We start from the raw sequence: 20,819 nt of genomic DNA on the forward strand, positions 1-20,819 counted from the left end.
ACAACCGCGCAGGACAGGTTCCTAAAAGACATTGTATGTCTACCTCGTTTTGGCGAGTCTTAGTAATTATGAGGAGGTGCAATTATGTACGCAATTATCGAAACAGGTGGAAAACAAATTAAAGTTGAAGCTGGTCAAGCAATCTACGTAGAGAAATTAGACGTAGAAGCTGGTGAAACTGTTACTTTTGACAAAGTTCTTTTCGTTGGTGGCGAAACTGTTAAAGTTGGTAGCCCAGTTGTAGAAGGTGCAACGGTTACTGCGAAAGTTGAAAAACAAGGTCGCGCTAAGAAAATCATCGTTTTCAAATACAAAGCGAAAAAGAACAATCGTAAAAAACAAGGTCACCGTCAACCATACACGAAATTAGTGATTGAAGCAATCAACGCTTAATTCGGGTTGTCATGATTAAAATTACGATTAACCGCACGAAATTAGGAAGTATCCAATCATTTAAAATGACCGGGCATGCGAACTTCGCTCCGCATGGACAAGATCTTGTCTGTGCTGCAACGACAGCGGTTGTGTTTGGTGCAATAAATGCAGTGGAATCACTTTGTAGTGTGCAAGCAACTATTGAACTTGGAAAAGATGGTGGATTCTTGATGTATGAATTGCCTAGTTATCTAGATGATTCTACAAAAGAAAAAGCATGTTTTCTGTTAGAGGGCATGGTTGTTTCGCTTAAAACGATTGAACTTGATTACGGAAAATATATCCGATTAATAGAAAAAGTGCAGGAGGTGTAACGTATGTTAAGATTAGATCTTCAGTTTTTCGCATCTAAGAAAGGTGTAGGTAGCACAAAGAACGGTCGTGACTCTATCTCAAAACGTCTTGGTGCTAAGCGTGCAGACGGTCAATTCGTAACAGGTGGATCAATCCTTTACCGTCAACGCGGTACAAAAATTTATCCAGGTGTTAACGTTGGTCGTGGTGGCGATGACACATTATACGCGAAAGTTGACGGCGTAGTACGCTTCGAGCGTCTTGGCCGTGACCGCAAACAAGTGAGCGTATATCCTGTTGCTCAAGAAGCATAAGAAACTCACGGAAAACTCTAACCTGAGTGCAGGTTAGGGTTTTTCTATATTAAAGGGGTATATGAATGAAAGAAAAATGGACAATTATAGATGCGTTGCGTCATTCAAGACATGATTGGCTTAATCGTATGCAGATGATTAAAGGAAATCTTTCGCTTGGAAGAGTGGAAGAAATTCATGGACTCATCGATCGTTTTGTCCAAGAAGCGAGACAAGAATCGAATCTGATGGGGCTTTCTATGCCCAAGTTTTCAGAATGGATTTTAACATATAATTGGAAACAGCACCCGTGCTTGTTGGAGTACGAAGTATTAGGAAAAATACATAACTTATCTCATCTAGATGAAAAAGTATCTATATGGACGGCTCAATTTTTCCAAATGCTTGAGCATAGTTTAGACATTTATGTTGAAAATTATGTTTGTATCACAGTTGAATGTGAAGGTGAGGATGCTCGTTTCTTTTTTGATTTTCGTGGCAAGCTAACCAATGTAGAAGAGATACAAGAGTGGCTTGCTCATCAACATAATAAATGGTTTTCCATTTCTTATACAGTGCGAGAGGAAGAAATCTCGGTTATATTACAACTACTAGAAAAAAGTGTGGTGAGATAATGTTTGTAGATCAGGTCAAGATATATGTAAAAGGCGGCGATGGCGGTAACGGAATGGTTGCGTATCGTCGTGAGAAATATGTTCCAAAAGGTGGCCCAGCAGGCGGTGACGGTGGTAAAGGTGCCGATGTTGTTTTCGTGGTAGACGAAGGATTACGTACATTAATGGATTTCCGCTATCAGCGTCATTTTAAAGCGGATCGCGGCCAACATGGAATGAGTAAAAACCAACATGGCCGTAAAGCGGATGATTTAATTGTAAAGGTTCCGCCGGGAACAGTTGTAAAAGATGTAGCTACTGGTCAAATTCTTGCGGATTTAGTAACGCATGAGCAATCAGCAGTTATCGCAAAAGGTGGCCGTGGTGGTCGTGGTAACTCACGTTTTGCAACGCCAACGAACCCGGCTCCAGAAATTGCTGAGAACGGGGAACCAGGTCAAGAGCGTGAAGTAGTACTAGAATTGAAAGTGTTAGCTGATGTAGGGCTTGTAGGATTCCCAAGTGTCGGTAAATCAACATTATTATCTGTTGTATCATCAGCACGTCCAAAAATTGCTGAATATCACTTCACAACAATTGTTCCAAACCTTGGAGTAGTTGAAACAGGTGATGGACGCAGCTTCGTTATGGCAGACCTTCCAGGATTGATTGAAGGAGCACACGCAGGTGTTGGACTTGGACATCAATTTTTACGTCATATTGAGCGTACACGCGTTATCATTCATGTGATTGATATGTCTGGTTTAGAAGGACGCGATCCATATGAGGATTACGTAACAATTAATAATGAATTAAAAGAATACAATCTGCGTCTAACAGAGCGTCCACAAGTTGTTGTTGCAAACAAAATGGATATGCCAGATGCAGAAGAAAATTTACAAGCGTTCAAAGAAAAAGTGGGCGATGAAGTGAAAATCTTCCCAATTTCTGCAGTAACGCGTCAAGGTGTTCGTGATTTACTATTTGAAGTAGCAAATCTTATCGAAACAACACCAGAATTCCCAATACACGAAGTTGTAGATGAATCTGAAGCAAGTGTAATGTACAAATTTGAGGGTGAAGGCTCTAAATTTGAAATTACACGTGAAAGCGATGGTACATTTGTGATTTCTGGTTATGATATTGAGAAAACATTCAAGATGACAGACTTTACTCGTGATGAGTCTGTACGTAGATTCGCTCGTCAAATGCGCGGTATGGGTATTGATGAAGCACTTCGCGCACGCGGTGCAAAAGACGGCGATATTGTGAAAATTCTTGAATATGAATTTGAATTTATCGATTAAGGACTGCCGAAATTCGGCGGTCTTTTTTTATGCCGAAATAAAAAACTCTCCTCAAATGGGAATTTACCCTTATAATGGAAAAGGGTAGGTGTAGGGCAGATAGTAATGGTGTTTACATGTACCTCTTATAAGGGAGTGGGAATGATATGTATAAAATATTAATTGTAGAAGATGATTTGAAAATTGCTGATATTTTAGAAGGGCATCTCGATAAATACGGTTATCGGTCATTTCGTGTACAAGATTTTCGTCATATAAAAGATGAATATGCAAAAGTGAACCCACATTTAGTTTTACTTGATATTAATTTACCGTATTTTGATGGGTTCTATTGGTGCCGTCAAATTCGCACTGTTTCCAATGCACCGATTATTTTTGTATCTGCACGTACAGGAGAGATGGATCAAGTAATGGCGATTGAAAATGGCGGTGATGATTACATTACGAAGCCGTTTCATTTAGATATTGTTATGGCAAAAGTAAAAAGTGCGCTGCGCCGTGTGTATGGTGAATATGCATCAGGGGCAGAAAGCGATTATTTTGGCGTGAATGGGTTACTTTTATATCCAGCGCAGCACATGGCAGAGTGGCAAGGAAAGCAAATAGAACTTACAAAAAATGAGTACTATTTATTAGAATGCTTAATGAAGCAAGCGGATCAATATGTAACGAGAGAAGAGTTACTAGAAGCATTATGGGATGAGATTGCTTTTGTTGATGATAATACATTAACTGTAAATGTAAAGCGTGTCCGTAAAAAGTTAGAAGAGATAGGGATTACTGATGCAATTGTTACGAAGCGGAGCTATGGATATGCGCTTTTGACGAATTGGGTGAACGAACATGAATCTTAAAAAATATGTGATGGATCGCACTGCATTACTTGTTTCCTACATGATGAGTATCGTTTTATTTGGTCTTGTCTTGCAGTTGCAAGCTTTTTTACAGAAGCAATCTATAAATTGGAGTACATGGCTATATGGATTTTTATTATCAATCGTTGTTTTTGTTTTCTTTCTGATGCATGATTACCGGAAAAGACAAGCCTTTTTACAAAAGGTGGAACATTACATTGCAGAGGGACATGAGTTGCATCATTCTTTATCTGTCAGTTCGTCCTATTCATACGAACAAGAAGCAATTGTGGAAGCTTTTTCGCTCTTAAGGCAACAGTATATGAATGAAATGCATGAACAACAGGCAAAAGGGGAACAGCAAACAATCTTTATGAATCAGTGGATTCACCAAATGAAAACACCGGTATCTGTCATTGAATTATTGCTGCAAAAACTTGGACAAACGCACCGCGAGGCAAGAGATACGATTGAAAGTATCCGTGAAGAAAATAATCGTATTTTACATGGGTTAGATTTAGCGCTTCATATGGCACGCCTCGAACAGTTTGGAAAAGATTATAAAATAGAAGAAGTTAATGTGGTGGATATTGTTCGTGATAGTATTAATCAGCATAAAAAAACATTTATTCAGTATGCTGTATATCCAAAGGTTCTGTTTGAGAAAGAACAGTATGTGGTAGCTTCGGATCAAAAATGGCTCAGCATTGCAATAAATCAAATTGTGATAAATGCCCTGAAATATACGAGAATTACAGAGAAAGAGAAAAAAGAAATTACATTTCAAATCAAAGAAACAGAAAGTGTTATTGCATTACATATTCGTGACAACGGAATAGGCATTCCAAAGCAAGATATAAAGCGAATTTTTGAACCGTTTTTTACAGGAGTGAATGGACGGAAAACGAGAGAAGCAACAGGGATGGGGTTATATATTACAAAGCAAATTTGTGATCATCTTAGCCATGGAATTTCTGTACAATCAATAGAGAGGGAAGGAACAACATTTACGTTCCAATTCTTAAAAGATAAAGGATATTATCAAATGATGAGGAAAATGACAAAATTGTAAGATAAAAAACCGTTTTGTAAGAGAAATCACTCGTTACTTTCCCTCGTTTTTTCTATAGTAAAAGTAAGAAGAAAACATATAGGGGGATTCGAAATGAGTGTTCTTGAAGTAAAAGGTTTGACAAAGGTGTATCAATCAAAAGGTTCGGTAACGACGACAGCGCTGAATAATATTAACTTTAAAATTGAAGAAGGTGAATTTGTCGGCATTATGGGGCCATCAGGAAGTGGGAAAACAACGCTTCTAAATTTATTAGCAACCATTGATAAGCCCACATCAGGTCACGTTTATATGAACGGTGAAGAGATTAGTCAAATGCGTGCTGCTAAACTTGCGGCGTTTCGCCGTACACATTTAGGATTTATTTTCCAAGATTTTAATTTGCTTGATACGTTATCAATTAAGGAAAATATCATTTTGCCGCTTGTAATGGCAAATCGTCCTGTGAAAGAAATTGATGCAAAAGTATTAGAAATTGCAAAGTTTCTAAACATAGAGGGAATTTTACATAAAAAAGTGTATGAAGTATCAGGTGGTCAGCAGCAACGTGCGGCAGCAGCACGGGCGATTATTCATCAGCCGACTTTAATTTTAGCTGATGAACCGACAGGAAACTTAGACTCCAAATCAGCAAAATCATTGATGGGTGCTCTGCAGGAACTTCATGAAGAGAAGAAAGTGACGATTGCGATGGTAACGCATGATCCTGTTGCGGCGAGCTATTGTGAACGCATTTTATTTATTCGTGACGGTGAAATTTTCTCAGAGATTCATAAAGGAGAAACAAAGCAAGCCTTCTTCCAAGAAATATTAGACGTACTGGCGATGCTAGGGGGAGAGTACCATGAACTTTCGCCAGCTCGCGTTTAATAATATCAAAGGGAATTGGCGTAATTATAAAGCGTTTTTAATTAGTAGTTGTTTATCGGATTCTTTGTAACAATACTCTTTTTCTTCTTCGCTTGCAGCATGACATACTTTAAGTGGTTTAATGATAAAGAACAAGACCGTATTCAATTTCATTCTTTAAAACGAATCGGTATGACCGATGAAGAAATTCGTAAAATTGCAGTTCGGCAAATGGGAGCGATTTTCTTCATTCCTATCTTGATAGGTGTTTTGCATAGTGGATTTGCATTATATACACTAGGAAACATGTTGTATTTAGACTTATGGAAGTCAGGAGCAGTTATTATTACAGCATACGTATTAGCATCCGCATTATATTTTTCCATTGCACAAAGAGGATATTTAAAGCACGTAAAAAGCTAGGACTTCCTAGCTTTTTACGTATGTAACGGGTTTTAGGGGGGAGAAAGGTGAAGTTTTACGGGCTTACTTTTCAAAATGTTAGAGGGAATTGGCACAACTACAAAATATTTTTCTTAAGTAGCTGTTTCTCAGTTTTTGCTTTTTTTATGTATACATCTATTATTTTACATCCTCAGTTGAAAGTGAGTGAGCTGTATAAAGGTTTACAATGGGGCCTGATTGTATGTGATGTAATTGTAATTGCATTTTCGATTTTATTTATTCTGTATTCTAGTTCGATCTTTATACAGTCTCGAAAAAAAGAATTTGGGTTATTTATATTAATGGGAGCTACGAAAGTAAATCTCGTCTGGATGATGATTATGGAACAAATGGCAGTCGGATTCCTTGCGAGCTTTTTCGGAATTGGGATTGGAATGTTATTTTTAAAGCTATTTTTTATGATTTTTAGTTTATTGCTTAATATGTCGACTGAATTGTCGTTTGTGCTCAGCTCAAAAGCTATTGTGATAACGTTTATGACATATGGTGCTATATTTCTTCTTTTAGCCATTTTTAGTGCGCTACGCATATGGAAAATAGAAGTTATTCATCTATTAAAAGAAATGCAAGAAGGAAAAAAAGAAACAAGAAGTAGGAAGTGGCTTTGTTGGTTCGGCTTTATCTGTATAGGTATCAGTTATGGTTTAACAACAAAAGTGACGATGATGAACATTGCACTTTATTTTATACCTGTTACGATTTTAACAACAGTTGGTACGTATTTTGTCTGTACACATGGCCTGATTCAAGTATTACAAGGAATTAAAAATAGAAAGAGTGTCATGTATCGTTATCCGCATTTATTCGTTGTCAATCAGTTGTTACATACAGTAAAAGATAATCGGCGCTTTTTCTTTATTTTATCCATGTTAACAACGATTGTAGTAACGGCGACAGGCTCTGTTTATTTGTATTTTTCAAGTATGAAAGAACTATTTCGTTATGAACAGCCTCATGCTTTTTCCTATGTTGAAAAAGGAATCGGTTCTAGGGAAGTAATGGAAAAAGAAATGGTTGAAAAGCTATTGCGTAAGCACGGTATCAATGATTTTCGTTACGTAACATTTGTCGGAATCCCAGCAGCATTTCAATTGGATTCTGGTAAAGAGTCTTATGCAACTGTAATTGGAGAAGATGAATATAATAGAGAAGCAAAAAGGCAGTCGAAGGAGCAGATTCATCCGAAAGAGGGAACAGTGACATTTATTTATTATAGTAATTTTGATCTTCCTCCTAAGCATCCTAAGAAATATATAGATTTTAAAGTACTAGGGGAACCATATCGCTTTACATATAACGGAGCATATGAAGGAAATGCCTTTAATAGTGATACAAGTCAGCGGAGTGGAAGATTCCTCGTTATGAACAATCAAGATTTTCAAAAGGTTTCTCGTCAAGTTCCGAATCACGAAAAATATGTATACAACGGATATGAAGTAAGAGGTTGGGACAATGCGGAAAGGTTAGGCGAAGAATTACAATCTCTTATTTTAAAAGGGAAAGAGGAAATAACTCGTAATAATGTGTACACATATAAGATGATGAAAGACGGAGGGAATCTAATATTATTTGTCGGTTCGTTCATCAGTGTTCTCTTTTTTCTAGCGTCCTGTAGCACAGTTTATTTTAAATGGTTTCATAATATTGAATATGACCGCCTGCAATATCAAGCTCTTTTGAAATTCGGAATGACAAAGCAAGAAATAGATAAGATTTCACGTTGGCAATTAGGGATTCTATTCTTTTTCCCAGTTCTATTAGGAAGCGTACATAGTGCAGTTGCTTTACATACGTGCCAAAAGGCCTTTTCTATGAAATCATCTGGGGGCGTTTTAGAGGTCATTGCTATTTATCTTATCGCATGTGCACTCTATTTCTTCTTTGCGCAAAAAGAATATATGAAACAGATCGGCTAGCTCTTGCTAGTCTTTTTTGTTGTAATTTTCGAAAAACAAGTAGAAGAATAGAAGTGTTTATGATATAACAGTAAGAAAACGAAAAAGAGGGGATGAGATGACGATTCGAGTTGGCTATTTAGGACCAGAAGCAACATTTACAAATATGGCGGTGAGTCGCTTCTTTCCTGAGGCTGAACATGTACCATATCGAACCATTCCAGATTGTATAGATGCAGCAGCAAATGATGTTGTCGATTTTGCAGTTGTACCGCTTGAAAATGCAATTGAAGGCTCTGTCAATATTACGATTGATTATCTTGTACATGAGCAAACGCTGCCGATTGTTGGCGAAATTACAGTGCCTGTTCAGCAACATTTGCTCGTTCATCCGCAGTACGTACAATGTTGGCAAGATGTATATGCGGTGCATTCTCATCCACATGCGATTGCGCAGTGTCATAAGTTTTTAAATCAAGAATTAAAAGGTGTAACGGTGCGCGATATGACATCAACGAGTGCTGCTGCGCAGTTTGTGATGGAACATCCAGAAGAAAAAATTGCGGCAATTGCTAATGAGGCTGCGGCAGAAAAGTATGGATTATCCATTGTTCAGCGTGATATTCATACGCATAAAAATAATCATACACGTTTTCTCGTATTGCATAAGCATGAACAAGTGAAATTACCAAGAAATGGAGAGCGTCGTGGAAAGAAAACAACGCTTATGATAACGTTACCTTCAGACTATGCAGGAGCATTATATCAAGTGTTATCAGCATTTGCATGGAGGAAATTAAATCTTTCCAAAATTGAGTCTCGTCCAATGAAAACAGGTCTTGGCAATTATTTTTTCTTAATTGATGTCGAAAACGAGTATGATGATGTTCTGCTTCCAGGAGTGAGAATGGAATTAGAAGCACTTGGTTTTTCGGTTACATTACTTGGGAGTTATTCTTCTTATTGGGTGTGAAAAAAGAATCTCATTTCGTATTTTATCCCGCATTAACGGGCAGTAAGACCCCCACATCAAGATTCAGAGAGAAACGAGGAAGATAGGTGGGGGATAACTGCCCGTAAAAGCCCGATTGGTTCAACTAACCATCAGTGGGAGATGAAAAAACTCTCCACTGATGGAAGTTTCACTTTATCAAGATTTAAATGTTAAAAACAAAACAGGCTAACATATTATATACGATTAATATGTTAGCGCGTCATATGTTTCATTTATTTCAGTACAATAAAAGAGTTACTTTAGAAACAATATTTCCCCTATATTTTGTCTCTAACAATCTACTACTATTTTTCTTTATGTTCATTGTATACAATAGTAAGGTTTCGTTTGTATCCATCGACACCTGTCCAGTTGGCATATTCTTTAGGAATATTAGTTGATAAGATTTGTTCTAAGGATTCTCCCTTTTCTAAAGAAGATGCTACTCTCATGTTAAGGTGCTGCAAATATTGTGATATAACTCCAATTTGATCTTTTGTCACTATATTACCGTGACCAGGAATGATTGTTTGTATATCCATCGCATCAACTTTAGATAAGTTGTCAATAAATTGCTGGGAATTAAAAATAGGAGGATGTAGATTCTCTAAGACTAGATCGCCCATAAATACAATTTTCTCCTCTGGTAAATATAGAAATGCATCACTTGGAGTATGACCACCTCCGTAGCAATATAATTCAATTGTTCGGCAAGTTCCATGAATTACAAGTTTATCATTAAAGGTCAAACTTGGAAGTACAATTCGTAATTCAGGTAATGATGCGTGTACTTTTGACATTTCTTTAAATTGACTATCAAGGCTTTCTAATAAGACTGGATCACTTTCAGTCATTATTCTTTGTTCTAGTTGATTCAAGTATAGTTGCATTTCTACTTGCTCTTTATTTAAATCTATAATAACGTTTTGCTCTGCATGTAAATCTCTTGTAAGTGAAGTTGAAATGATTGTTACGTCTTCAAAAATTTGATTACCAAAAGTGTGATCTCCGTGGTAATGGCTATTAAAAACATATTTAATTTTTTTTGAGTAATATCTTCTGTTACTTTTCGCAAATCTCTAGCAGCGTTAGGAGTTACAAATGTATCAAATATAAGAACCTCGTCCCCTAAATCAATGAAACCAGCATTACTCATTGCCCCTTCACCTTTTTTGGCGATTGCAGCATACACACCTTCAGAAAGTTTTGCTATTGAAAAATAAGATGATGTTGTGTTAATAATTTGCATAGGTGATCACCTCCAAATAATTTGAACGTTTCTCTATTTCATAAATATTATTTTCAACTTACTAGAGTGACTAGTGCTAAATATAGTCTTGTCATGTTTTAACAGATACAATAGCGTTTCTATTTCATACAAACAAGCAGTTAGACTTCGATTGATCAGTGGGAGATGAAAAAACACTGATGGAAGTTTCACTTTATGTTAATTTCCCAAGCCGTGCGGTTAATGATTTTCGCCACTCTTCTGCTAGTTCAGGAACGGCGACAATTTTTTCCATACTCTCTACATCTTTTTGCCCTCGGAAATAGATTTCGTTCGCAAATAGAATGGAAACTTGATGTGGATGACGTTCGAGTAATGTAATTGGTGAATCTTTACGAACCGTTCCTTCTTGCAAAACGCGACATAAATATCCTGTATAGCCAGTTTCAACAATGCGAGGTAAAATGCTAGGAATGCCGAGTCGTTTCGAAATTGTACTGCATGGAACTCTTCCTTGCGTCACTTGAACAATTGCATCTCCGAGCTGATAAATGTCGCCAATACAAACATCTTGCTCTAACATATTTGTAACTGTTACATTCTCTCCAAATGCAGATGAAGGAAGTGATGTATGAAACTCGTTTTCCCACAAATCATAATGTTCATAGGGATAAACACAAACGGCACGATCAGGCCCACCGTGAAAGCGTAAGTCCGCAACACCGTCTCCTTGAAATCCATCTTTTGATAAAAAAGCATCCTTAACAAGCTGTTTACATATACCGCTTGTCATTTCTTTATTTTCTGCATATTGAATCGTTTTTGGTTTCCCGATGCTAAAATGAATGAGTTCGATTACCATATATTTTCTCCTTTCCCATTATTTTTTCTATTGTAGCATGATGAAAATAAAAAACGCACAGAGAAAGTAAAATTCTCTGTACGTTTTTTAATGAACAAGAAATCCTGCCCGGTCTAATGCCTCGCAAGCAGCATTTAACTTTTCAAGCGAATCTGCTTCAATTGTATGCAAATGAATTCCATTTGTAAGCTGTGATAAGTAAGTTGCGTTTGTTTTTTCAATCTTGTTTAAATACTGCTCGACTTCAAAGCGATTACTTACCATAATGGAAGCTGTTAAATCTCCATATACCGGATGCTCCACTTTTACATCTTTAATTGTAACGCCATGGTCCACAAGTAGCGTGAGTTCTTTACGAACTTCATTGGGCTGATGCTGACAAACGATGATACGTTCAAATGTATGTTGTTTTTCTGTCGGTTTTAAATATAAATATCCTTGCGCCGTTGCAATAATGGGTTCGTTTCGTGCTTTTAATAAAGAAATATCTTGTACGATAACTTGACGGCTTACATTTGTTTTCTTTGCTAATTCACTACCGGACAATGGTTTATTTGCAGCGAGGAGCCACTCTAAAATGAGCTGTCTTCTTTCCTCGCCTAAAATCTTTTTTTGTTCATTTTGATTCATGTTCTATTAACCCCTCTATTGAATTGATTTCTAACTGTTGCAATTGCATGAATCGCTGCATCGATATGTTCTGTTGTTGTTTGCTGTCCAAGTGAAAAACGAACATATTGCTTCGCCTCGTCATGTTCTTTTCCAATCGCAAGCATCGTTTTAGAAGGCTCTTGTTTCCCAATTTGACAAGCACTTCCTGTTGAAATAGCAATACCACGACGATTGCACTCTAGCATCGTATACTGACCTTCTATTCCTTTTATTGTAACCCCAATGATATGCGGTAAACAAGAAATAGAATGACCTTCAATTTGTATTTCGGGTGAAAGAGCTTGTAATTGCTTGATAAAGTATGTTCGTAATTCTTGTAAACGTCCCATTTCCTCTTGGCGGTTCTGTAGTATATGCTGCGCTGCTGTAATAAATGAAGCGACGCCAGGGACATTCACGGTGCCGGGGCGAAACCCTCTTTCATGAGAGGTTCCTGGAAACACTTCTCCCCAACGAACTTGCGGGTTTATATAGCATGCGCCGACTCCTTTTGGTCCATAAATTTTATGCGCTGAAACAGAGAGGCTATCAATATTCATTTTTTCTACATCAATCGGCATTTTTCCAAATGATTGTACGCAATCTGTATGAAATAAGACGTTATACTTTTGGAGAATGGCTCCAATTTCAGCAATTGGTTGCAGTGTGCCAATTTCAGAGTTTCCATGTTGAATGCTTGCAAGTACAGTTTGTTTTGTAATGGAACGCTCAAGTATTTCGAGTTGAATCATGCCAAATCGATCCACAGGTATTTCAGTAATTTCATAGCCCTGCTTTTGAAGAAGGCGAAAATAATTTCGGATCGATGCATGTTCAATAGGTGTTGTAATGATATGCGTACCGTTTCGAGTATTTAGTAATGATTGAATCGCAAGATAGTTTGATTCAGATCCGCCGCTCGTAAAAAAAACGCCTTGTTCTTTTCCTCCGATCATCGCAGCAAATGTTTGGCGGCAAGATTGTAACAAAGAGGAGGCAGTCCCACCAATATCGTGTAAGCTTTGCTCGTTTCCAAAATAACGTTCAGCGGCTTTTGTGTATGTTTCTAGCGCTTCTTTACTCATAGGTGTTGTTGCAGCATAATCCATATATATCATAGAACATAGCCCTTTCTGTATAAGATTTTCTTGTCGTTTTCTAAAAAGTTCTTGTTATTATTTTAAATATATGTAAATATAGGTGTCAAGACAGTTGAAAAGTGTAAAGTAGGGGGCAATGAAAATGCCAAATGCAGATGTCTTAATTATCGGAAGCGGGGTTGCAGCGCTGCGCGTTGCACAAACCATTTGCCACGAAAAGAATGTGATGATTATCACAAAGAAAACAGGGCGAAATAACAATACAAATTTAGCACAAGGTGGGATTGCAGCTGCAGTTGCTTCATTTGATCATCCAGACGATCATTATGAAGATACGCTTACAGCAGGCTGCCATTATAACAATACGGAAGCTGTTCGTTATTTAGTAGAGCAAGGGCCGAAAGAAATGAAAATATTATTAGATAACGGTATGAGTTTTGACGGCGATGAACGAGGGCTACACTTTGGAAAAGAAGGGGCGCATCGAAAGCGACGTATTTTACATGCAGGCGGGGATGCAACCGGAAAAAATTTATTAGCGCATCTTGCAGAGCAAGTACTTCCATACGTGACAATTGTTGAACAAGAAATGGTCTTGGATTTTATAATAGAAAATCAGACTTGCCACGGTGTTGTAGCGCGTGATAGTGAAGGGAATATACAAAAGTATGACGCGCAGAGTGTTGTACTAGCAACAGGCGGTATTGGAGAATTATATGCGTTTACCTCCAATGATTGTACTGTTACAGGTGATGGCTTAGCGATGGTATATCGAGCCGGGGGAGAGCTTGTTGATTTAGAATTTGTACAGTTTCATCCAACGATGTTATACGTAAATGGTGCTTGCTGCGGCCTTGTATCAGAAGCGGTGCGCGGAGAAGGAGCTATTCTTCGAAATGGAAAAGGAGAGCGCTTTATGACGAATGTTCATGAACAACAAGACCTCGCGCCGCGTGATGTGGTCGCGCGTGCTATTCATGAACAAATGCTAGCTGGTGAAAAAGTGCACTTAGATATATCATCTATTACAAATTTTGAAGAACGTTTTCCAACCGTCTCTTTTTTATGTGAAAAAAGTGGCGTTAACGTGAAAAGTAAGTGCATTCCAGTAGTGCCAGGTGCGCATTTTCATATGGGCGGCGTAAAAACAAATTGTAACGGGGAAACATCGATCAATCGTCTATATGCAGTTGGCGAAGTGGCATGTAATGGTGTACATGGTGCCAATCGCCTTGCGAGTAATTCATTATTAGAAGGTCTTGTATTTGGAAAACGTGTCGGGGAACACATTTTAGCGAATAGTAGGCCACGAATAGTGAGCACCAATGAAATAATGAAAGGTGATTTACAACAAATAAAATTACCAAAAAAAGAAGAACTACAAGAGATGATGATGAAATACGTTGGAATTGTCCGCACAGAAGAAGGCTTATTGTATGCGAAGCAATGGTTAGAGCAGTATGGAACCTATAATAAAATGCTCCTATATAAAAATTTTACAAATGAGGATATAACAATTATCAATATGTTAACGGTTTGTCAGCTACTAACAAAAGCTGCACTGCAAAGAAAAGAGAGTATTGGCGGTCATTATCGCAGTGACTTTCCAAATCGTAGTAATAAGACACACGAAATTGTAATGAGAAGAAATATGTTGCGATTCGCGTAAGAAAAGAGGGGTACTATGAATGCGTTAAAAGTAAAAGAGGCATTAAAACAATTTTTTCTAGAAGATATCGGGGAGCGAGACGTAACATCGCAGCTTATTTTTCCAAACGACCAGCAAGCAAAGGGAACGTTACTTGTTAAAGATACAGGTGTGTTTGCAGGAGCTGATGTGATTAAGGAAGGTTTTGCATTATTAGATAATCGAATTGAAGTTATACTTCATAAAAAAGACGGGGACATGGTAACAAACGGAGACATCCTTGCTACTATACAAGGGCCGATTGCTTCTTTATTAACAGCAGAGCGTGTTGTGTTAAATGTTATTCAGCGTATGAGCGGCGTAGCGACGATGACAAGAAAAGCAGTTACTGCAATCGGAAGCGATCATACACGCATTTGTGATACGAGAAAAACGATGCCAGGACTTCGTATGTTTGATAAATATGCCGTTGTATGTGGCGGCGGTTATAATCATCGTTTCGGATTATACGATGGTGTCATGATTAAAGATAATCATATTGTATTTGCTGGATCGATTACAAAAGCGGTAACAGTGGTGAAAGAACAGCTTGGACATATGGTGAAAGTAGAAGTAGAAACAGAGACGGAAGAACAAGTATTAGAAGCAATTTCTGCCGGAGCAGACATTATTATGTTTGATAATCGTACACCAGAAGAAGTGCGTGAATATTGTAAGCTCGTTCCAAGCGCAATTGTTACAGAAGCTTCAGGCGGGATTACGATGGAAAATATAGCGAAGTATGGCCAAACAGGTGTGGATTACATTTCGTTAGGATTGGTAACGCATTCTGTTAAAGCGTTAGATATTAGTTTCAATATTGAAGTGTGATTGAGAGAAGAGGGGGACTTCACTGATGGATATTTTAGAGACAGTGCAACCGATTGAAACGATGTTACCAGATCGTTATGAAACAATGTCAATTGAAGAGATGGAAGCGCGTGTTCGTGAAATTAAAGAAAAGTTAGGGGCGAAGCTTTTCATTCCAGGGCATCATTATCAAAAAGATGAGGTTGTCCAATTTTCAGATTCCACGGGAGATTCCTTGCAGCTTGCACAAGTAGCGGCGCGTAATAAAGAGGCAAAGTATATTGTATTTTGTGGTGTTCACTTTATGGCAGAAACAGCTGATATGCTAACAACAGATGAACAAATTGTTATTCTTCCTGATATGCGAGCTGGTTGTTCTATGGCGGATATGGCTGATATTGAACAAACGGAGCGAGCTTGGAAAGAATTGCAGCAATTATTTGGAGATACAATGCTTCCGTTAACCTATGTAAATTCAACAGCTGCGATTAAAGCATTTTGCGGCCGAAATGGCGGTGCGACAGTTACATCTTCTAATGCGAAAAAGATGGTAAAATGGGCGTTTACACAAAAAGAGCGGATTTTATTCTTACCAGATCAGCATTTAGGACGTAATACAGCATATGACCTAGGTGTACCGCTAGAAAAAATGGCAGTTTGGGACCCACACACAGATTCATTGGAATATGACGGGAATATGGAAGATGTTCAAGTTATTTTATGGAAAGGACATTGTTCTGTCCATAAAAATTTTACTGTGAAAAATATTGAAAGTGTAAGGAGAAATCATCCGGATATGAATATTATTGTTCATCCGGAGTGTTGCTATGAAGTTGTTACAGCTTCTGATTATGCAGGCTCAACAAAATATATTATTGATATGATTGAAAAAGCTCCGTCTGGAAGTAAGTGGGCAATCGGTACAGAAATGAATTTAGTTAATCGTATTATTCAGCAGCACCCAGATAAAGAAATTATTTCGTTAAATCCATTTATGTGCCCATGCTTAACGATGAATCGTATTGACTTACCACATTTACTATGGGTACTGGAAGCAACCTTGCGCGGCGAGCATGTAAATGTAATTGAAGTAGATAAAAAAGTAACGGAAGAAGCGGTACTTGCATTAAACAGAATGTTAGAGCGAGTATAAAAGCGGCGGATTTCCGTTGCTTTTTCTTTTGTACATAATTTTACTTTTATGAGCATACATTGTGGTGAAGCAATCATTGTGTTTATATTCGTTTTTATCCCGCTATTTGTGGACAGTAAGACCGTACCTCAAGATTTAGAGAAAAGCGAATAAGATAAGCGGGGGATGAAGAAAATCTCCACTGATGGAAGTTTCACTTTATTATAGATAAGTTATACAGGAGGGGGAAAATTTGAAAATTCATATCGTGCAAAAAGGGGATACCCTTTGGAAAATTGCGAAAAAGTACGGGGTAGATTTTGAAACATTAAAAAAAGCGAATGCACAGCTCAGTAATCCAGACTTAATTATGCCTGGCATGAAAATTAAAGTACCATCCAATAGCATTCCAATTAAAAAAAATCCAGGTGCTGGTTCGGTCCCTCCAAAAGAATATGTAAAAGAAGTACAGCAAAAAGAATTCCCTGTAGCACCGAAAACTCTTGGTATAGAAGAAGAGGAAGAAATGGCTCCACAAGCTGGACCAATTACAGAAAAGCCAGCAGCACAAATGGGACAGAAGGAAATGCAGATAAAACCCCAAAAAGAAGTGCAAAAAGAACAGCCTATACAAAAAGAAGTGCAAAAAGAACAGCCTATACAAAAAGAAGTGCAAAAAGAACAGCCTATACAAAAAGAAGTGCAAAAGGAGCAACCGATACAAAAAGAGAAGCCGGTGGAAAAACAACCTATTATTGAAAAGCAACCGACTGTTAGTAAAGTAGAAAAACAAAAGGAGAGCACAAAATTTTCCGTAAACATTTTACCACAACCACCGCAACCGCCAGTCAAATCAGCGAAAGAATATAAAATTGCAGATATTATAAAAAAAGGGAACGATTTAATTGCTCCGCAAGTAAATAAAATGAAAGGAAGCAATGTCGTTGCACCAGAAGTAAAGAAAGAAAATGTAAGCAATATTATTGCACCGGAAGTGAAGAAAGAAAATGTAAGCAACATTGTTGCACCGGAAGTGAAGAAAGAAAATGTAAGCAACATTGTTGCACCGGAAGTGAAGAAAGAAAATGTAAGCAATATTGTTGCACCGGAAGTGAAGAAAGAAAATGTAAGCAATATTGTTGCACCGGAAGTGAAGAAAGAGAATGTAAGTGATGTTGTTATGCCAAATGTTACAAAAGAAATTCCGCAAGTACTCCCGCCTAATGTTACGATGCCAATCATGGAAGAGAATCAAATGCCAAACGTGATGCCAATGATGGAAAACAGCCAAATGCCAAACGTGATGCCAATGATGGAAAGCAGTGAAATACCAAACATGATGCCAATGATGGAAAACAGCCAAATGCCAAACGTGATGCCAATGATGGAAAGCAGTGAAATACCAAACATAATGCCGATGATGGAAAACAGCCAAATGCCAAACGTGATGCCGATGATGGAAAGCAGCCAAATGCCAAATATGATGCCAATGATGGAAAGCAATCCAATGCCAAACATGATGCCGATGATGGGAAGCAACCCAATGCCAAATATGATGCCAATGATGGAAAGCAGTGAAATACCAAACATGATGCCGATGATGGGAAGTAACCCAATGCCAAATATGATGCCAATGATGGAAAGCAATCCAATGCCAAATATGATGCCGATGATGGAAAGCAATCCAATGCCAAACATGATGCCGATGATGGAAAATAATCCAATGCCAAACATGATGCCGATGATGGAAAATAATCCAATGCCAAATATGATGCCGATGATGGAAAGCAATCCAATGCCAAACATGATGCCGATGATGGAAAGCAATCCAATGCCAAACATGATGCCGATGATGGAAAGCAATCCAATGCCAAATATGATGCCGATGATGGAAAGCAATCCAATGCCAAACATGATGCCGATGATGGAAAGCAATCCAATGCCAAATATGATGCCGATGATGGAAAACAATCAAATGTCACCTTTTGCACCAAGTCCGTATTCGCATCAACCATCATATCCGCAACCGGTGCCATATCAACAAAGTCCATACTACGGTACACCACCGATGCAAGGAATGCCACCGATGCAAGGAATGCCGCCGATGCAAGGAATGCCGCCGATGCAAGGAATGCCGCCGATGCAAGGAATGCCGCCGATGCAAGGAATGCCGCCGATGCAAGGAATGCCGCCGATGCAAGGAATGCCGCCAATGCAAGGAATGCCGCCGATGCAAGGAATGCCGCCAATGCAAGGAATGCCGCCAATACAAAGAATGCCACAATATGATATGCAATACACTGCTATGTCAAATCCAGATGTCGCATCTGTAACAATGGATAATAATACATCGTCTATTGCGCCGGTACAAGAGGATTGCGGTTGTGATGACGAACCGCAATTGTATAGTCCACAGCCAGGTATGCCCTATTTTTCACGTGAATTTCATCAACAAAATCCATATATTCCGCATGCGCTGCAGCCAGGTACAATGTATTATCAACAAAATTCTCCTTCTGTATTTGGAGCACCTTATCCAGAAGAAGAGGAAGCTTAAAAAGAGTGTTAGGAAGCCGTTCTTTCATGAAGAACGGTTTTTTGTGAGAATTTGTTTGGAAATTCAGCAAAGATTATATAATATAGTCCCATAAGAGTAAATGAACCCTGCTGAGAAAGAAAATAGCAGAAATGGAACAAAAAATTGAAAAACTTGTTGAGAAGCTACAAACGAAGGTAAAAGTAGCAAATGTAAAAGGCCTTATTACTGAGCACCTTCATGCCAGCTCGGAGTATAAGCGTTATTTAGCAGCGGTATCTCCGGAATTTTAAGTAAAATACTTACAGTGTAAAAACCTCTTTTGTGACTCATGATAAGAGGGAGCTTTTCGAATGAAAAGTTCATTCTAACAGAGGGGGTTTTTGCATTGAACAAAAAAATTAAACTTATTGCTGCTTCTTTGTTAGTTACCAGTGCATTAGCTGCATGTGGTACACCTAAAAATAAAAGTGCAATGGATCGTAATGCTACTTATAATTATGAGCGTACATCGTATGAGAATGCTTCTCCGTATAGAGATAATGTAGCACGTACAGACCGTTACACAGATTATGTCACATACCGTAACAATGCAAGAACTGACGATTATGGGAATGTAAAGTATACAAAAATTAATCAAGACATTCACAATCGTCGTGATAACGTTGGATACAATTATTACCGCGATGTAAATTATCATGGACAAATGACGAATCCATATCCAACTCGCAATGTTACGATGAACAACACGTATATAAACAACGATGGTAAAGTAGCTGAAGCAGTTACCAACCGAGTAAAAGGTATGGATAATGTAGATCGTGTTTCTACTGTTGTACGTGGTAATGATGTTGTCATTGCGGTCAAAACTCGCAACAATCCAGACGAAAAAGCGTTAGAAAATGACATTCGCAAAACTGTTGCGCCTCTTGTGAACAATCGTAATGTCTATGTAACAGCGAAAGCAGATATGTTTACTCGCGTTGATACAATGAGTACGCAGCTACGAAATGGAACAATTACAAATGATTTAAATCGTGATGTAACAAATATGTTCCGAGACCTTCGTACGAATGTAACTAACGTGGTGCGATAATGGAAGGAAGGGGAGATATTATTTCCCCTTCTTTTTATTTATGTAATGTATCGCTTTTTCTGTTAATAAATGAATATCTTCTATGCAGTCTAATTGAAGTTCATCTGCTAATAAGTCTGTATTAATTGTACTATAATGTTGTTTTAATTCATGTAAGTCTGTGATGAGTTGATTTGGCTGAGGATTTGTTTTTCGTTCATTTAGTCGACGCGCCCAGACAGATTCATCACTACAAGTACATGAAATAGACGTTAAAATCCCTTTTCGTTGTTCGACCCAAGATTTTAATTTCAGAACATCATCTAAGTGGTTATAACCGAAATCGATAATAATGGTTGCATTGCAAGCAAGAGTGGATTCTAACAATCGGAATAGAATACTAAAGCAAATTTTGTTTCGAATGAAATGATCTGTTATGTGTTCAGCGATAGAGTCATATAGATCGTCTTTATGAATAACCGGTATATGTAGTTGTGTGCCTACAGAATTTGATATTGTTGTTTTACCGGTACATATTTTTCCCCTAAATAAGATTACTTGTGTCATCATTCTATATCCTTTCTTTATAAGTGTTCTCCATATTCGACATTTTGTGAAATGATCCTTTTTTAGAGACAGCGTTTTTGATTATTATTTTTTTCTTGC

The 20,819-nt window shown here is 37.9% G+C and carries 22 protein-coding genes, 1 pseudogene and 1 other annotated feature (1 of these 24 only partly in view); of the genes and pseudogenes, 17 read left to right on the forward strand and 6 right to left on the reverse strand.

The window, feature by feature from the left end:
- Positions 1–70: a sequence feature (ribosomal protein L21 leader region), on the forward strand; it begins 8 nt to the left of the window's first position.
- Positions 71–84: 14 nt separating this feature from the next.
- The 11 genes and pseudogenes from rplU (at position 85) to pheA (ending at position 9,051) form a co-directional block, all read left to right on the forward strand.
- Positions 85–393, forward strand: a complete 309-nt coding sequence (gene rplU, locus WAZ07_RS02035; RefSeq protein ID WP_020059958.1) for a 50S ribosomal protein L21 — start codon at positions 85–87, stop codon at positions 391–393.
- An 11-nt stretch (positions 394–404) separates the two neighbouring features.
- A complete protein-coding gene (locus WAZ07_RS02040) occupies positions 405–749 on the forward strand; it encodes a ribosomal-processing cysteine protease Prp (RefSeq protein ID WP_336471121.1) in 345 nt (114 codons plus the stop codon).
- Positions 750–752: 3 nt separating this feature from the next.
- Positions 753–1,043: a 50S ribosomal protein L27 gene (rpmA, locus tag WAZ07_RS02045; protein ID WP_175483392.1), complete on the forward strand. Its 291-nt coding sequence runs from the start codon at positions 753–755 to the stop codon at positions 1,041–1,043.
- 65 nt (positions 1,044–1,108) lie between these two features.
- A complete protein-coding gene (locus WAZ07_RS02050) occupies positions 1,109–1,657 on the forward strand; it encodes a sporulation initiation phosphotransferase B (RefSeq protein WP_336471122.1) in 549 nt (182 codons plus the stop codon).
- On the forward strand, positions 1,657–2,943 hold the full coding sequence (gene obgE, locus WAZ07_RS02055; RefSeq protein ID WP_336471123.1) for a GTPase ObgE: 1,287 nt from the start codon (positions 1,657–1,659) through the stop codon (positions 2,941–2,943). Before WAZ07_RS02050 ends, obgE begins: the two co-directional genes overlap by 1 nt.
- Before the next feature lie 146 nt (positions 2,944–3,089).
- Complete coding sequence (locus WAZ07_RS02060; protein WP_336471124.1) at positions 3,090–3,797, forward strand: response regulator transcription factor; 708 nt, start codon at positions 3,090–3,092, stop codon at positions 3,795–3,797.
- Complete coding sequence (locus tag WAZ07_RS02065; protein WP_336471125.1) at positions 3,787–4,869, forward strand: sensor histidine kinase; 1,083 nt, start codon at positions 3,787–3,789, stop codon at positions 4,867–4,869. The genes WAZ07_RS02060 and WAZ07_RS02065 overlap by 11 nt, the downstream gene beginning before the upstream one ends.
- Positions 4,870–4,962: 93 nt before the next feature.
- Positions 4,963–5,739 (forward strand): ABC transporter ATP-binding protein, encoded by a 777-nt coding sequence (locus WAZ07_RS02070; protein WP_098914034.1) that lies wholly within the window; start codon positions 4,963–4,965, stop codon positions 5,737–5,739.
- A gap of 48 nt (positions 5,740–5,787) precedes the next feature.
- Positions 5,788–6,141, forward strand: a pseudogene (locus WAZ07_RS02075) (FtsX-like permease family protein); the annotation flags it as partial.
- 47 nt (positions 6,142–6,188) lie between these two features.
- Positions 6,189–8,099: an ABC transporter permease gene (locus tag WAZ07_RS02080; protein ID WP_336471126.1), complete on the forward strand. Its 1,911-nt coding sequence runs from the start codon at positions 6,189–6,191 to the stop codon at positions 8,097–8,099.
- A gap of 97 nt (positions 8,100–8,196) precedes the next feature.
- On the forward strand, positions 8,197–9,051 hold the full coding sequence (pheA, locus tag WAZ07_RS02085; protein WP_336471127.1) for a prephenate dehydratase: 855 nt from the start codon (positions 8,197–8,199) through the stop codon (positions 9,049–9,051).
- A 326-nt stretch (positions 9,052–9,377) separates the two neighbouring features.
- Here pheA and WAZ07_RS02090 read toward each other — a convergent pair whose 3' ends face one another.
- The 5 genes from WAZ07_RS02090 to WAZ07_RS02110 all read right to left on the reverse strand — a co-directional run bounded on the left by WAZ07_RS02090 (position 9,378) and on the right by WAZ07_RS02110 (position 12,931).
- Positions 9,378–10,112, reverse strand: coding sequence for an MBL fold metallo-hydrolase (locus WAZ07_RS02090; protein ID WP_336471412.1), 735 nt, complete (start codon positions 10,110–10,112; stop codon positions 9,378–9,380).
- Positions 10,043–10,321, reverse strand: a complete 279-nt coding sequence (locus tag WAZ07_RS02095) for an MBL fold metallo-hydrolase (RefSeq protein WP_336471128.1) — start codon at positions 10,319–10,321, stop codon at positions 10,043–10,045. The genes WAZ07_RS02090 and WAZ07_RS02095 overlap by 70 nt, the downstream gene beginning before the upstream one ends.
- Positions 10,322–10,514: 193 nt before the next feature.
- The gene (locus tag WAZ07_RS02100) at positions 10,515–11,162 is read right to left on the reverse strand and encodes an MOSC domain-containing protein (protein ID WP_336471129.1); all 648 of its coding nucleotides are present in this window, start codon (positions 11,160–11,162) and stop codon (positions 10,515–10,517) included.
- Between the two features lie 87 nt (positions 11,163–11,249).
- Positions 11,250–11,792 carry a transcription repressor NadR gene (locus WAZ07_RS02105; protein WP_090918633.1) on the reverse strand — a complete coding sequence of 181 codons (543 nt, stop codon included), beginning with the start codon at positions 11,790–11,792 and terminating at the stop codon, positions 11,250–11,252.
- The gene (locus WAZ07_RS02110) at positions 11,789–12,931 is read right to left on the reverse strand and encodes an IscS subfamily cysteine desulfurase (RefSeq protein ID WP_336471130.1); all 1,143 of its coding nucleotides are present in this window, start codon (positions 12,929–12,931) and stop codon (positions 11,789–11,791) included. The genes WAZ07_RS02105 and WAZ07_RS02110 overlap by 4 nt, the downstream gene beginning before the upstream one ends.
- Before the next feature lie 124 nt (positions 12,932–13,055).
- Between WAZ07_RS02110 and nadB the strand changes: the two genes are divergently transcribed.
- The 6 genes from nadB to WAZ07_RS02140 all read left to right on the forward strand — a co-directional run bounded on the left by nadB (position 13,056) and on the right by WAZ07_RS02140 (position 20,174).
- Complete coding sequence (nadB, locus tag WAZ07_RS02115) at positions 13,056–14,582, forward strand: L-aspartate oxidase (protein WP_336471131.1); 1,527 nt, start codon at positions 13,056–13,058, stop codon at positions 14,580–14,582.
- Positions 14,583–14,597: 15 nt separating this feature from the next.
- Entirely contained in the window at positions 14,598–15,431 is an 834-nt protein-coding gene (nadC, locus tag WAZ07_RS02120; protein WP_336471132.1) for a carboxylating nicotinate-nucleotide diphosphorylase, read from the forward strand.
- Between the two features lie 25 nt (positions 15,432–15,456).
- Positions 15,457–16,563: a quinolinate synthase NadA gene (nadA, locus tag WAZ07_RS02125; protein WP_336471133.1), complete on the forward strand. Its 1,107-nt coding sequence runs from the start codon at positions 15,457–15,459 to the stop codon at positions 16,561–16,563.
- Between the two features lie 232 nt (positions 16,564–16,795).
- Complete coding sequence (gene safA, locus WAZ07_RS02130; protein WP_336471134.1) at positions 16,796–19,099, forward strand: SafA/ExsA family spore coat assembly protein; 2,304 nt, start codon at positions 16,796–16,798, stop codon at positions 19,097–19,099.
- 131 nt (positions 19,100–19,230) lie between these two features.
- Positions 19,231–19,371 (forward strand): hypothetical protein, encoded by a 141-nt coding sequence (locus tag WAZ07_RS02135; protein ID WP_336471135.1) that lies wholly within the window; start codon positions 19,231–19,233, stop codon positions 19,369–19,371.
- Positions 19,372–19,466: 95 nt separating this feature from the next.
- Positions 19,467–20,174: a YhcN/YlaJ family sporulation lipoprotein gene (locus WAZ07_RS02140; RefSeq protein ID WP_336471136.1), complete on the forward strand. Its 708-nt coding sequence runs from the start codon at positions 19,467–19,469 to the stop codon at positions 20,172–20,174.
- A gap of 18 nt (positions 20,175–20,192) precedes the next feature.
- Here WAZ07_RS02140 and WAZ07_RS02145 read toward each other — a convergent pair whose 3' ends face one another.
- Entirely contained in the window at positions 20,193–20,723 is a 531-nt protein-coding gene (locus WAZ07_RS02145; RefSeq protein WP_336471137.1) for a P-loop nucleotide/nucleoside kinase family protein, read from the reverse strand.
- Between the last annotated feature and the right edge of the window lie 96 nt (positions 20,724–20,819).

It is taken from the genome of Bacillus bruguierae, assembly GCF_037104725.1.
GTDB classification, from domain to species: domain Bacteria; phylum Bacillota; class Bacilli; order Bacillales; family Bacillaceae_G; genus Bacillus_A; species Bacillus_A bruguierae.